Consider the following 13,510-nt stretch of genomic DNA (forward strand, 5'->3'; position numbering starts at 1 on the left):
TCGCGTAAGCGTTGCTTAGCGACATGGGGTGCCGCAGGCACAGCGCTTTGGGCAGCAGAGCTTCTGGGCGAGACGGGATCCTTTTGGGCCGAATGCTGAACCTGATCTGTCATTGCCTTTCCCTCCAAACGGCCTGAGCACACCCTTGAGCCAGGCTATCCTTCGGACTCAATCCTGGCTAGGGCGTCGCCGGACTCTCAAGGCCGATTTCCCCCCTAACTTGGGATCAACTCTCCTGGGCTGGGGATCCCGTTGTTCTCGACCGTCCGCTGTCCGATCCAAGTGCCGATGGGTTCTCCCTGCACCACTCGATAAATATTGCCAGGGGTAGTCAGGTCAAAGACCACGATGGGCAATTGATTTTCCTTGCAGAGGGCGATGGCGGTGCTGTCCATAACCCGCAGATCGCGGTTCAGCACATCCTGATAGCTGAGGACATCGTAGCGGCGGGCCTGAGGGTGAGTCTTGGGATCCGCATCGTAAACTCCGTCCACCTTGGTGGCTTTGAAAATCACCTCGGCATCGATCTCCGCCGCCCGCAAGGCCGCAGTGGTATCGGTGGTGAAGAAGGGGTTGCCAGATCCTGCCCCAAAAATCACCACCCGCCCCTTTTCCAGGTGACGAATGGCGCGGCGACGAATATAGGGCTCCGCCACCTCCTGCATGGCGATGGCCGTCTGCACCCGGGTGGGGATCCCGGCTCGCTCAATGGCATCCTGCAGGGTTAAGGCGTTGATGACGGTGGCCAGCATCCCTACGTAGTCGGCAGAAGCCTGATCCATCCCTTGGGCAGCCGCCTCTTTGCGCCCGCGCCAGATGTTACCCCCTCCCACCACAATCGCCACCTGCACACCGGCCCGTACCACCGAGGCCACTTCGCCGGCAATGGACTTCAAGACCTCGGGGTCGATCCCGTAGGGGCGCTCCCCCATCAGGGCTTCACCACTCAACTTCAGTAGAATCCGTCGATATTTCATGCTTATCCGCTCCGGCCCACCCCTGCATACGATAGCAGGTTTGTTGAACTAGCTCCGCTCACAGGATTGACCGACAGAGCATCTCGACAAAAACAACCTTACTGCTGTTCTTCGCCAGCGCTGGCCTCGTTGTCGCGGGGGGCAGAACGGAAGCGGCGGCCATTGCGAGCACGACTTTTTTGGAACTGTTTGGCATATTCGCGGTTGCGCTCGGCTTTTTCCCGCTTCAGATTGCGTTTTTTGGCCATGCTGGTTTTCCTGACCGGTTGTCCGGACTCAAGTGAAGGTCCTCAGTTTGAAGTGTCAAAGTGAGGCGCTCTTAATCCTATCACGCTTTGCCGAGGCCATCCTGAAGCCCTCTGCTCAGCCGGCTATGGGCAGGGATCCCCACAACAAGACTAGGCCCATCACAACAAACCCCACGCCTGCCAGGGTTTTGATCCAGCGAGGTGGGATCAGGCGGGCCACCCAAGCTCCTGCCCACACCCCAATTAGGCTGGTGCTGATCAAAGCAGCAGCAGCGCCCAAAAAGATTACCCCAGCGTTTTGCGAGCGGGCACTGAGGAGCAGGGTCGCCAATTGGGTTTTATCGCCCATTTCGGCCAGCAGAATCGAGCCAAAGCTCACCAGCGCAGCCCGTCCGGCCATTTGCCGCAGCAAAAAAGATGGAGTTTGGCTGTCGTTGTCTTGGATCAACACGTTCTTCTCCGCCCTATCTTGCTGGGTTGGCACCGGTTTCTCAGGGGGGCTAGCCTTCTGGGAGATTATCCCCTCGCCACTCCTGCCACAATACATAGCCCCCGATCACCAGGAACCCTGCACCCGCCAACCATTGTAGCCAGCCCGGGGGAATGACTTGGCCCAGACCTTCTCCCAGCACCACGCTGAAAAAACTGGCGGTCACCAAGGCACCGGCGGAACCGAAAAAGATCGCCCAAGGAGATTGGGATTGGGCACTCATGAGCAAGGTTGCCAACTGGGTTTTGTCGCCCATTTCCGCCACAAACACGGTTAAAAAAGTAACAAACCAGAGTTGCAGTGGGGATCCCTCAGGAAGATTGCTGTCGGAAGAGGGGGGGGTAGTGAGGGGCAGTGCCGTCGGAGGCCCAGTACTGGGGGCGGGAGACAAAGCCAAACTCTCCCCGGCAGGCTTGAAATCCACAGCGGATCCATCCCCGTAAAGATAGTGCTGCCCAACGGCCAAGAAGCCAAAACAGAGAGCTGAGGACAAAACAATCAACCCCAAGCCCAGGGCCATTTGCCCCTGCCAAGAACGCGGCGCAGCCATGGCGTCAGATCCTAACCACCGACATGCAGCTTATCCTGTTTTCAGCCGCTTCTGGAGAAGGCAAGAGCGCTAGAGTAAAAGAATCAGGGGCGTTGGCCGAGCGGTTTAGGCAGCAAACTCATAATTTGCCTTACACAGGTTCGATCCCTGTACGCCCCATCGGGAATTGCTGGACGAGGTTTCTGGGTTGAGGGCTGTTGACAGCGGGCCAAGTCGATCTCAATTCCCAAACTGGGAGGGCGGACATAGGACTGCGTTCCGCTAACGCGACCGAGGTCACTCTGGGCTGAGAGAGAACCGGTTGGGCACAGTTTCAAAGACGGGGGTTCAGCTCCGTGCGGGATCCCGTATCCCCAGAGCGAGGGATCCAACGCTCAGGCAAGGTGGCAGGGGATCCCCATTGGGACTGGAGCTGGCTGAGGAATTGTCCCTGCTGGGTGCGAAAGCCGACCAGATCGGATCCGCCATTCATCAGGGCAAACCAGATGTCCCCCTGCGCGGTTGGCAATACACCCGCCAAGGTGCTGACGCTCCTCAGGGTGCCCGACTTGGCAATTAGGATCCCTGGCAACAGACGCCGCTCCAACACTCCCACATCCTGGCCGACGACGGCAAAAGCATCCGCCAGAGAGAGCCCCTGCTCCTCCAGAAGAGATTGGATGGCTTGAAGCATAGCTACATTGGCCCGCGGCGAAATGCGGTTTTCCACCCCCAACCCGGAGCCGTTGATCAATTGCAGCTCTTCTGCCGGGATCCCGGCGATGGCCCGGGCGATTTGGGCCACTTGGTCTGCTCCCCCCACCGCATCGGCCAACATCTCGGCCATGGAGTTGTTGCTGTAGAGGTTCATCAGCTTGACCAGGTGAATGAGGGGGGGCGATTCATGTCTGAGCAAAACCTGAGCGCCGGGCGGGATCTGCTGGGCAACCCGCACCGAGCCCAAAATCTCCACCTGCGGTCTGGGTGTGCCGGGGGGTAAGGTTTGAAATTGGGCCTCCGCCTCTGGCGGCCAACGCCGCGCATCCAGCCCCTGCCGCAACAGGGATCCCGATTGCGCCACATCCCGGGAAAAGTTCATGTAAAAGCGGCCCACCACCACCAGATCCCCGCGCACCTGGCGGATCCCATAGGCATTGAGCAGGTTGCCGACGGAGAAGGCTTCCTCCCAGACGAACAAGGGATCCTCCCCCCCCAGAACCCGGAGATCCCCCTGTAGAACTCCCTCAGCAGTTAAGGGGCCAGTGGCCAGCCAGGTGGTAACAAAGCGGTGCTGCGGGCCAAAGTGCTGCAAAGCGGCCAGGGTCGTTGCCACCTTGGTCAAAGAAGCAGCCGGCAAGGGTGTGGATCCCTGATGCTGTCCCAAAACAAGGATTCTGTCTTGCTGTCGGGAACGGGCCTCCATCTGCAGCCAAACCCCCTGAGCCGCGGGCGAAAACCCCCGACCGGCCAACTGAGCCAGATAGGTTTCCACCTGAGGTTGCAGGGATCCCTGCTCCGTCGCCTGAGAAGTGGGAGACAAACTCAGCAACAGAGTGGCCGCCGAGAGCAGCCCAACCCAGCTCGAAACCAGCCGCCTACCGGGCCAGCCCCACAGATGTCGTTCGTGCCGTGGCGTCAGCGTTGCGGAGCAACAGTGTTGTGTAGCACCATGGGGTGCCGCAGGCATAGCACTTTTCACGGAAAACACCCTCTAAACATCCCGGCAACCGAGGGGGCATCAGCTCGTCAATTCCCAGCCACCCTCTTCCACGGGCTCTACATCGATGGTGCCGGGGGGTGTTTGCCGATAAAAACGTCCGTCTGCAACAAACAGCGGCTCTCCACAATTGGGGCAAAAGAAATGGCTGCCCTCAATGGCTTGCGATTCTGACCCACACACCGGGCAGCGATCGGTGGTAATCCAGCGGCGCGCCCACCAGCGAAAGGCCAGGAGCACCAACACCGGCAAGGACAGCAAAAGCAGCAACAGGGCCACCAATCCAGTGACCAGCCACCCCAGCCCGATACTGGTCAGCAAAGCTGCCAACGCCAGGGATCCCAGCCAGAACCCCCAGCCACCCAGAGAAATGGAATAGGTTTTGGGCTGCTCAAACCGCATTTTCGTTTTCCTTCCCCGATCACTACGCTTGCCAACGCTGTCAGGATGCCGCGGGCCTTTTCTTGAGTATGTTAGCCTAGGCGCGCCCGAACACCAGAAACAGTCCGCCACATGGCTCTGCTCTGTAGGCTAGCTCATCCCGGATGGATGAGGGATTGGGTTTCCCGCACCCTTCCCGAGGCTCTCCCGGCAGCCCATGCGCCTCAGTTGCGTCCCTGTTCTATTGGGCCTGAACTGAGCCTGAACGATGTCTTCAGCAACCAAGTCGGGTGGTGTCGTCATAAATGAAGTTATTATCAATTACAGAACTTATTGACTGTTACGGCGACGTTGCCCAACAGCGGAGGGGCGGCATCATGGTCTACACCGAAGAGGCGTTCAAGGCAGAGCTCAATGCCAAAGGCTGGCGAGCCACTCGGCAGCGGGAGATCATCCTGCAAACGTTTCAAAACTTGCCTGAGGGCACGCATCTGAGCGCGGAGGAGTTGCACAAAAAGTTGCGGGAAGAAGGCCACAACATTAGCCTTTCCACCATTTACCGCACCGTCAAGCTGATGTCCCGCATGGGCATTTTGCGAGAACTGGAACTGACCGAAGGGCACAAACATTACGAGATCAACCAGCCGGCCCCCCACCACCACCACCATCTGGTGTGCGTCAAGACCAACAAGGTGATCGAGTTCAAAAACAACGCCATTCTTAACATCACCCAGAAGGTGGCAGAAAAGTACGGTTTCAAAGTGTTGGATTGCCAGCTCACCATTATTGGTATCAGCCCAGAAGGGCAGCGCTCGATTTTGTAGCCAAAAATTCCCAAAGCTCAGGTTCTCATGCTTTCCCAGCAGGGGAACTGTACTGGGCTGGTAGGAGGATGGGGATCCCGTCAACGGGAGGAAATGCCAGAATAGCTCCCGTGAGGCCAATCGGCAGTCGGCAACCGAGGCAACAGTTGAATGGTTGATGAATAGTTGATCTTCTTCACCCCACTAGATCCGGGAGAGGGCCATGAACGAACAGGAAGTGGTGCAGTGGCTGGAGCAGGCGCTGGCCAATCCCCACCTTAGATTACAGGCCAAAGCCCAACCGCTCCGGGACAGCCCCAAGGCTTATGCCCTTGTCATTATGATCAACCGCCCTGCCGGCCTTGCTCTCAACTATGAGGAGTTGACGGCCTGGTTCCAGAAGGCGATTCCCACTCGCTACCCCCAAGTCAAACGGTTGGCCCTCTACAGCCGCCCCATGGGCCAGCAGGCTGCCGACTGGAAAACTCAGGTGAGGCTGGATCCGGAGCCGACAACGACCAGATGGGATCCCGGGATGGAGTTCTCAGAGAGTCTGGATCTAAGCCGCCACTGCTTTGTCAGCAATCGCCAGTTGCTTACCGCCGACCTTCCTCAGCCGCCTGGTTTGCTCCGCCAGGCGGTTTTGGGTTTTCACAGCCTCACTTCTGGGCAAAAACAGGAGGTTCTGCCCCTCTTGCCCACCTTGTTTCGCAATCCCAGCACCGTCTCGACGGTGATGCTGTCGGTGGAAGCGGCCTTGTGGCTGGAGCCTCTGAAAAGCCTGAATCCTCACGAGCTGCGTCTATTGAGCGTTTGGCTGAGCCGCTATTGCTTCAACCCCAGCCGCACCCTAGCGGAATTGGATCCCGCCACCTCAGGTCTCAAAATTGGGCAAACCAAGCGCAGCTACCGCGCGCCTCAGGTGGGGGTCTCGCTGATTTTGGCCAGCTTTGCCGGCAACCTGACGGCGGCCTCAGGTGTGACCCTGAGCCTGCTGTTCGGTATGGTGTTTGTGCTTTTCCTGACCGTCTTGGGCAGCTTAGAGGGGGGATTCTCTCTGGGCTCTTTCATCTTCGCCATTCTGCTCACCCTCGCCTTCAACGCTTTGATTTTCTTCTTGTCTCCCTGGCTGATGGACTGGATCCAGCACAGCCTCTATGGCACCGAGTGGGTGAGCTTGGCGGAAATCGGGCGTCGCAGCCCAGAGAGTGCGGAGGTCATTGAACGGGTCTGCCGCCAGTACAAGCTGAAGCAGCCGAAGCTGGGGCTGATCCGCGACCAAAACCCCACTGCTTTTACCTACGGCAGCCTGCCGGATACGGCCCGCATCGTCGTCAGCGAAGGGTTGTTCACCTACTTGGAAGATGAAGAGGTGGCTACGGTCTATGCCCACGAGCTGGGGCATGTGATCCACTGGGATTTCGCCGTCATGACCCTGGCTTCCACGCTGGTGCAGATTCTCTACCTTCTCTACGTCTACATGCGCAATGCGCGCGGCGACGACAAAGTGGACAGAAGCCTCCGCTTCCTGGCCTTGGTCGCCTACTTTTTCTATGTGGCCGGCTCCTACTTGTTGCTGTATCTGTCGCGGGTGCGGGAGTACTTTGCCGACCACTTTGCCGCCGAAACCACCGGCAACCCCAATGGGCTCTCGCGGGCTTTGGTGAAAATTGCCTACGGCATTGTGCAAGAGGGAGAGCGGGAGCGGGATGAGGAAACCCGACAGCGCAGTGCTCGCCTGCTGGAAGGAACGCGGGCTTTGGGGATCTACGATGCCAAGGCGGCGGTGATGGCAGGGACGGCCTACCGGGTGGCGGCGGATCCCGGCCAGGTGGGCAGGGTATTTTTGTGGGATCTGTTTAACCCTTGGGCCTGGTGGATGGAGCTGAACTCCACCCATCCCCTCACGGGCAAACGGGTACGGGCGCTGAGCACCTATGCGGAGCAACTGGATCTGCCGGTGGAGTTCGATATGGCCAGCGTGGTTGCCCAGGGCAAGCAGCTCAACCGGCAACAGCTCTACGGGAACTTTCTGCTGGATATACTGCTGTTGAACGCCGAGTGGCTGGGGGCAATCGCGGGGGCACTGCTCGGGATCCCGGCCTTGCAGGTGGGCTTCTATGAAATGTTTGCCGGGCTGACCCTGATGGGGGTGGGCTTGGGCCTGCTGCTGAAGATGACAGTGATGTACCCCAGCTTAGAAAACCCGCCGGCGTTGACCGTGTTGAAGGCCATGAGCAATCCCTACGCCAGCCCCTTGCGCGGGTTGCCGATGCAGTTGGAGGGGCGGGTGATCGGGCGAGGGGATCCGGGCTATCGCTTTGGCTCCGATCTCAAGTTCCAGGATGAGACAGGGATGATCTTCCTGCGCTATGCTTCCCGCTTTGGGCTGCTGGGCAACTTCCTGTTTGGAGCGCGCCAGGCAGGGGGGGTAATCGGCCAAGAGGGATCCGCGGTGGGGTGGTTCCGACGGGGGGTGGCCCCTTACCTGGATCTGGCCCGCTTTCAAAGCCGCCATGGCCAGCTCATCACCAGCTACCATCCCTTCTGGCAGGCTATGTGGGCTGTGCTGTTGTTAGTGGTTGCCCTGCTGGTGATGCTGTTCTAGAGGATCGCGATCCTCAGCAGCGAAGAGCTCGCCTAGGCCATTTGAGATTGGCTACTTTTGCCCACCGTTAACCCGGGCGTAGTCGTCGCTGAAGCGGACAATGTCGTCTTCGCCCAAGTACTGGCCGTTTTGCACCTCGATAATCACCAGAGGGATGACGCCAGGGTTCTCCAGGCGATGCTTGGTGCAAGGGGGCACGTAGGTGGATTGGTTGGCCGTGATGAGCTTTTCTTCATCTCCGCAGGTGACCTTGGCGGTGCCGGCAACGACGATCCAGTGTTCGCTGCGATGGTAGTGCAACTGCAGGCTGAGGCGATGCTTGGGCAGCACCACGATCCGCTTGATTTTGTAGCCAGGGCCCTCTTCCAGCACTGTAAAGCTGCCCCAAGGCCGACTTTCAGCATTGCTCTCGATCAGCTTGTTGAGGGTTTCGGCAGAGAGGGAAGGCGAAGGTTTTTCCGGTGAGGCCAGATTGGCATTGGGGGTTTCCAGCATGGGATGCTCTCCTTGGGAGGCCTACCTGTAGCTTATCTCAACAACCAACTCGAAGTCTGTTTGTTTATCTTTAGAACCACCAACAGATCGGCTTCAGCTCCTGGGGATCCCCAGCCGGTTCAGGTTTGGTGGGGTAGTGGTTAAAATCCTGTGGAATCATGAAAAAGATTTCTGCTCTGCAAAAAGGCCACTTCCCCATGCGTTCTTCCTCTTCTGTCCCTTCTTACCCGGTTCACATCCATGACCGCCAACGGGACACTCACTATCTAATCCAGGTGCCGGCGGATCAATACATTTTGGCCAGCGCCGAGGCCCAAGGGATCCAACTGCCCTTTGCCTGTCGCAACGGCGCCTGTACCACCTGTGCGGTGCGGGTACGGCGGGGATCCCTGTATCAGCCGGAGGCAATGGGCATCTCGCGGGAGCTGAAGGAGCAGGGGTATGGGCTGCTGTGCGTGGGCTATGCCCGCTCGGAGCTGTGGGTAGAAACCCAAGATGAAGATGAGGTGTACGAGCTGCAATTTGGGCGCTACTTCGGCCAGGGGCAGGTCAGGCCAGGGATCCCCATCGAGGATGAGTGATGTCTTCTTCGGCACCGGTTTCGTCTCAACAACTGTCGCCGGATCCCTTGCCCTCTCAGCCGCGGGGCTGGCTGCTGGCGGCAGCGGCGCTGATCCCGGTGAATCTGGCCCCCAGCTTACTCTTGGCTTTGGTGGGGACGATCCAGGGTTATACCCGCTGCGGTGGCCGGATCCTGCGGGATCCTCTATTTGGACTGGCGGCTCTCCTGAGCCTGGCTGCGGTGGGAGTGGCCCTTTGGGGGGAGGATTGGCGACTGAGCCTGCCGGGGATGTTCAACTACTGGCCTTTTTTATTGATGCTGCCGGCCTTTGCCGATGCGCTGGCCTCTCGCGGTAGCGGGACGGAGTTCCATCCTGTAGGCCGTCGGCGTTTGGCCCAGATGTTGGTGTTGGGCAGCGGGCTGATGCTGCTTTTGGGTTGGGGAGAAGTGCTGTGGGGATGGCAGGGGCACTTCTTCTGGGGGCCGGTTTGGATTACGGGGGTTGCCGGGGGAGAGCGACCGGCGGCAGCTTTTACTTCCCCCAATATCCTGGCCATCTACCTGGTGATCCACCTGTGCTTGGCAGCAGGGCTGTGGCTGGATCAGGCCGACAAAGACTGGCCGAGGGTGGTAGGGCTGGGAGCTGTGTTGGGGCTGGGATCCCTCTTGTTGCTGCTGACGGCCTCTCGCAACGGCTGGGGAGCGGGGGGGCTGGCGCTGGTGATAGGGCTGGCCCTACGGCGCTGTTGGTGGGGGATCGGGATCTTGGCCGGTCTGGGATTGGCCGGTTTGGCCGCTGCTTGGGATTGGCCGGGCTGGCGGGCCGTAGTGCCCCGATTGATTTGGAGCCGTCTGGCAGACACCTTCGATCCTCAAGCGCTCTACTTTAGTTCCACCGCCAACCGGCTGGATGCTTGGCAATTCGCCCTGCAGATGGCGCGAGAGCGGCCTTTGACGGGCTGGGGCTGGCAGAGCTTTGCCGCCCTTTATAATGCTCAGGAGCCGCCGGAGCTGCTGGGCCATTGCCACAATTTGTACCTGCACCTGGCGGCTGAGGGTGGGATCCCGCTGTTGCTGGGCCATCTGATCCTGTGGGGCTGGATTTTGGCGCGGGGATGGCAAGCTTGGCGGCGCTCGCAAGAAAGCGTCCTGTTGGGGATGCTGCTGGCCTTGACGGCATTTTTTGCCTCAGGGCTTTTGGACGTGGTGATGTTAGATGGCCGCATTCACCTGCTGGTAACCTTACTGTTGGGGGCAGTTTGGGGAGCCAGCCTTGAGCGGCAAAGGGACTCCATCTCCGGCAAAGAGCAAGCCCAGAGAGGTTACCGTTGAGTGCTGCAATGGGATATCCCTTAGCTGGCAGTGAGCCCGGAGTCCATCAGTTGCTCACCGATTTTTGCGACGCGGAAGCAAGCTACAGCCAAGGGGCAGTTTACCTGTAGAGGGTCTTTGCGGTGAACCTGTACCGAGATGTGCTGTGGCCTCTGCTTTTTTCTGGGCTGAGAGCTGACCCGGAAGCGGTCAAGATGGGCCTGCTGCGCGCCTTGCATTGGATCGATGCCACCCAGGCCACCGGGATCCTATCGGCTCTGGAGCGACTGTTTTGCTACCGGGATCCCCGGCTAGCGGTGTCGCTGTGGGGCCTTACCTTTCCCAATCCCCTTGGATTGGCTGCGGGCTTCGACAAAGATGGCCTGGCTCTGGGCGTCTGGCCCAGCCTAGGATTTGGTTTTGTAGAGGTGGGCACCGTCACTCCTCAGCCCCAACCGGGCAACCCCAAACCTCGCCTGTTTCAACTGCCCCAAGATCGCGCCGCCCTCAACCGCATGGGCTTTAACAACCAAGGGGCGGCGGCTCTGGCGGAACGGTTGCGCCGGCTACAGCAACGTCCCATCCCCATCGGAATTAACCTGGGCAAAGCCAAAATCACCCCTCTGGAAGAAGCGGCTGCCGATTACCTGGCCAGCTTCCAGCTGCTCCAGGAGCTGGGGGACTACTTTGTGGTCAACGTCAGCTCCCCCAACACGCCGGGGCTGCGATCCCTGCAGGCTGCTGAGCAACTGGAGCCCATCCTATCTGCCTTACAGCGGGAAAATCAGAAGCGAAAACCCCTCCTGGTGAAGATCGCCCCCGATCTGGACTGGCCCGACATCGACAGCATCCTGGAGCTGGCCCAAGACCATCAACTGGCCGGGATTGTGGCCACCAACACCACCCTCCGCCGCGATAACCTGAAGACCCGTTTCCTACCTGGCCACGGGATCCCCTTCGCACCAGCGGAGTCTAGGCCAATCCTTGCAGAAGCCGGCGGGATCAGCGGTGCCCCCTTGCGGGAGCGTTCCACCCAAGTCATCCGCTACATCCACCGCTCCACCCAAGGAAAATTGCCCATCATCGGAGTGGGGGGCATCTTCACCTTGGCCGACGCCTTGGAGAAACTGGAAGCGGGAGCCAGCCTGCTGCAGGTCTACACCGGCTGGGTTTACGAAGGGCCGGGTATGGTGCCGCAATTGCTCCGAGGCCTAGCCCGCTCTTCTCCCCCCAGCCCTGATGTTACACTTCCCCCAGAGAATACCCCTGTGGGTCAGATCCAGGCGTAAGATCGTTAGGGATCCCTGAGGAAGCTTGCCGGTGAACCTGCTGCAACACCTTTTCAAAACCCCCCATCCGGTTATCGGGGTGGTTCACTTGTTGCCGCTGCCTACCTCGCCCCGCTGGGGGGGGGACTTGGAATGGGTGATCGCTCAGGCAGAACAGGCGGCTACCGCCCTGGCTGCAGGGGGAGTAGACGGGATCCTCGTCGAGAACTTTTACGATGCCCCCTTTGCCAAGGATCGGGTGGACGCAGCGGTGGTCAGCGCCATGACCGTCATCGTCCAGCGGCTGAAAACCCTGGTCTCGCTGCCGGTTGGGATCAATGTCTTGCGCAACGATGGCTGCAGTGCTCTGGCAATTGCCGCCTGCGTGGGGGCGCAGTTCATCCGGGTGAATGTGCTCTGCGGGGCGATGGTGACCGACCAAGGCATTATCGAGGGGAATGCCTACCGCCTGCTGCGCTATCGCCGGGAGCTGGGGGCTAACATCAAGATTTTCGCCGATGTGCTGGTGAAACACGCCCAACCCCTAGGTCCCATCAGCCTGGATGCGGCCATCACCGACACGGTGGAACGTGGCCTGGCCGATGCCATCATCCTTTCCGGCTGGGCCACCGGCAAGCCACCCCTTCTGGAGGAGCTGGAGCTGGCCCGCAAAGTTGCTCCTCAGGTACCGCTCTTCATCGGCTCGGGGGCTACTGCCGAAAACATCGGCAGCCTGATCCGGCGGGCAGATGGCGTGATTGTGGCCAGTTCTCTGAAGCGGTCTTCCCGTTCTGCAGGCATGCCGACGGGCTATTCGGATCCCTTTCCCATGATCGACCCGATTCGGGTGCGGCAGTTTGTGGAAGCACTGCACCTTGCGCTCCGTGAGCGGGCCTCCAACCATGCTTGTCTGGCCGCTCCCGGCTCTGGTTCCAACTAGCCGTTGGCGCTAGGATTGGGATCTGGCTGCAATGGAGCGCTCCTCTTTAGACTATGTCATCAGACTATGTCGTCATCAGACTATGTCATCCCTTGATCTGGAGGGCTTGGATTCTGTATACCACCCTTCTGGTTCGGCTCTTGGGCCTGCAGAAGAAGCCTTTTGGAGCTCTGTTCCGGCTCGCACCCCCCGCATTTGGGTTGTCGATGATGACCCAGTGGTTCGTTGCTACATTATCAATGTTCTCACAGGCTCCCAGTACTACGTGGAAAGCTGGGAAAGCGGCCGAGCAGCTTGGGATTCCTTGCAAAGCTTGGAAGAGAGCGAGTGGCCCGACATGGTGATCTGCGACTGGGTCATGCCTGAGATGTCGGGGGTAGAGTTCTGTTGCCGTCTCAAGGGATCCGCTGCAGGGCAGTTCGTCTATTTCATTTTGCTCACGTCCCGTTCTGAAGTTGAGGCTCGGGTAGAGGGGCTGGATGCGGGGGCGGATGAATTCATCACCAAGCCGGTCGATCCCGAGGAGCTGCGGGCGCGGGTGCGGGCAGGGTTACGTCTCCAGCGGCTCACCCAAGCTTTGGCCCAGGCCAACCGGCAGTTGCGAGCCCGCAACGAGCTGTTGGAGTCTTTGTCTTTGACGGATCCCTTGACCGGGGCGTTGAACCGGCGAGCTCTGGATCAGGCGCTGCCCCATTTGCTCAAGCAGGTGGGGCCCCGCGGGGAGGCTCGCTACCGCTATCTCTGCCTGCTGATGATGGATGTAGATCACTTTAAGCAAATCAACGACAGCCACGGCCACTACATTGGCGACTGTGTGCTGCAGGCCATCGTCGGGCGGCTGCAAAATCAACTGCGGCCCTCCAGCTTGCTCTACCGCTATGGTGGGGAAGAATTTGTTTGCCTTACGCCCGGACTTAGCCCCTCTCGCTGTGGTCGCTACGCAGAGTCTCTGCGGCAGGCTATCGCCAAACGGCCCATTGACATCTCCCCCAAGCGCAGCCTGCCTGTTACCATCAGCATCGGTGGGGTCGTGCTCAGCGAAGACTACCGCCTGGAGCCGGAAGCTGCCTTGCAGCAGGCGGATAGCGCGCTCTACCAGGCCAAGCAGGCAGGGCGCAACCGAGTTCACATCCTCACCCCAGCCCCAAAGGTTTATCTGCCCTGATACATTTACGCTGAAC

The 13,510-nt window shown here is 59.6% G+C and carries 14 protein-coding genes and 1 tRNA gene; 8 read left to right on the plus strand and 7 right to left on the minus strand.

All coding sequences use genetic code 11. From position 1 onward, the window contains the following. Window positions 1-215: 215 nt before the first annotated feature. The 4 genes from pyrH to NW819_RS06450 all read right to left on the minus strand — a co-directional run bounded on the left by pyrH (window position 216) and on the right by NW819_RS06450 (window position 1,971). A complete protein-coding gene (gene pyrH / locus NW819_RS06435; RefSeq protein WP_011433861.1) occupies window positions 216-977 on the minus strand; it encodes a UMP kinase in 762 nt (253 codons plus the stop codon). A gap of 98 nt (window positions 978-1,075) precedes the next feature. Beyond that, a complete protein-coding gene (locus tag NW819_RS06440; RefSeq protein WP_011433860.1) occupies window positions 1,076-1,225 on the minus strand; it encodes a hypothetical protein in 150 nt (49 codons plus the stop codon). A 115-nt stretch (window positions 1,226-1,340) separates the two neighbouring features. Next, window positions 1,341-1,676 (minus strand): TMEM165/GDT1 family protein, encoded by a 336-nt coding sequence (locus NW819_RS06445; RefSeq protein ID WP_414344835.1) that lies wholly within the window; start codon window positions 1,674-1,676, stop codon window positions 1,341-1,343. Window positions 1,677-1,725: 49 nt separating this feature from the next. Continuing rightward, window positions 1,726-1,971, minus strand: a complete 246-nt coding sequence (locus NW819_RS06450) for a TMEM165/GDT1 family protein (RefSeq protein WP_414413256.1) — start codon at window positions 1,969-1,971, stop codon at window positions 1,726-1,728. A 380-nt stretch (window positions 1,972-2,351) separates the two neighbouring features. Between NW819_RS06450 and NW819_RS06455 the strand changes: the two genes are divergently transcribed. After that, window positions 2,352-2,424: transfer RNA gene (locus tag NW819_RS06455), tRNA-Ile, on the plus strand. 154 nt (window positions 2,425-2,578) lie between these two features. Here the strand turns inward: NW819_RS06455 and NW819_RS06460 are convergent. Beyond that, complete coding sequence (locus tag NW819_RS06460) at window positions 2,579-3,784, minus strand: D-alanyl-D-alanine carboxypeptidase (protein ID WP_414413250.1); 1,206 nt, start codon at window positions 3,782-3,784, stop codon at window positions 2,579-2,581. Between the two features lie 198 nt (window positions 3,785-3,982). Then, a complete protein-coding gene (locus NW819_RS06465; protein WP_414331816.1) occupies window positions 3,983-4,363 on the minus strand; it encodes a hypothetical protein in 381 nt (126 codons plus the stop codon). 356 nt (window positions 4,364-4,719) lie between these two features. Between NW819_RS06465 and NW819_RS06470 the strand changes: the two genes are divergently transcribed. Next, on the plus strand, window positions 4,720-5,166 hold the full coding sequence (locus NW819_RS06470; protein ID WP_011433855.1) for a Fur family transcriptional regulator: 447 nt from the start codon (window positions 4,720-4,722) through the stop codon (window positions 5,164-5,166). A gap of 202 nt (window positions 5,167-5,368) precedes the next feature. Continuing rightward, window positions 5,369-7,753, plus strand: coding sequence for a M48 family metalloprotease (locus NW819_RS06475; protein ID WP_414413251.1), 2,385 nt, complete (start codon window positions 5,369-5,371; stop codon window positions 7,751-7,753). A 51-nt stretch (window positions 7,754-7,804) separates the two neighbouring features. Here NW819_RS06475 and NW819_RS06480 read toward each other — a convergent pair whose 3' ends face one another. Then, window positions 7,805-8,248 carry a phosphomannose isomerase type II C-terminal cupin domain gene (locus NW819_RS06480; RefSeq protein ID WP_011433853.1) on the minus strand — a complete coding sequence of 148 codons (444 nt, stop codon included), beginning with the start codon at window positions 8,246-8,248 and terminating at the stop codon, window positions 7,805-7,807. 197 nt (window positions 8,249-8,445) lie between these two features. Between NW819_RS06480 and NW819_RS06485 the strand changes: the two genes are divergently transcribed. The 5 genes from NW819_RS06485 (at window position 8,446) to NW819_RS06505 (ending at window position 13,494) form a co-directional block, all read left to right on the plus strand. Then, window positions 8,446-8,829, plus strand: a complete 384-nt coding sequence (locus NW819_RS06485) for a 2Fe-2S iron-sulfur cluster-binding protein (RefSeq protein WP_011433852.1) — start codon at window positions 8,446-8,448, stop codon at window positions 8,827-8,829. After that, window positions 8,829-10,142, plus strand: coding sequence for an O-antigen ligase family protein (locus NW819_RS06490; protein WP_414413252.1), 1,314 nt, complete (start codon window positions 8,829-8,831; stop codon window positions 10,140-10,142). Before NW819_RS06485 ends, NW819_RS06490 begins: the two co-directional genes overlap by 1 nt. Before the next feature lie 122 nt (window positions 10,143-10,264). After that, window positions 10,265-11,410: a quinone-dependent dihydroorotate dehydrogenase gene (locus NW819_RS06495; RefSeq protein WP_414413253.1), complete on the plus strand. Its 1,146-nt coding sequence runs from the start codon at window positions 10,265-10,267 to the stop codon at window positions 11,408-11,410. Window positions 11,411-11,441: 31 nt separating this feature from the next. Next, on the plus strand, window positions 11,442-12,329 hold the full coding sequence (gene btpA / locus NW819_RS06500; RefSeq protein WP_414413254.1) for a photosystem I biogenesis protein BtpA: 888 nt from the start codon (window positions 11,442-11,444) through the stop codon (window positions 12,327-12,329). A gap of 82 nt (window positions 12,330-12,411) precedes the next feature. Then, window positions 12,412-13,494: a diguanylate cyclase gene (locus NW819_RS06505; RefSeq protein ID WP_414413255.1), complete on the plus strand. Its 1,083-nt coding sequence runs from the start codon at window positions 12,412-12,414 to the stop codon at window positions 13,492-13,494. Window positions 13,495-13,510: the final 16 nt, after the last annotated feature.

The sequence above is a fragment of the Synechococcus sp. R8-2 genome, assembly GCF_047461715.1.
In the GTDB taxonomy this organism is placed as follows: Bacteria; Cyanobacteriota; Cyanobacteriia; order Thermostichales; family Thermostichaceae; genus Thermostichus.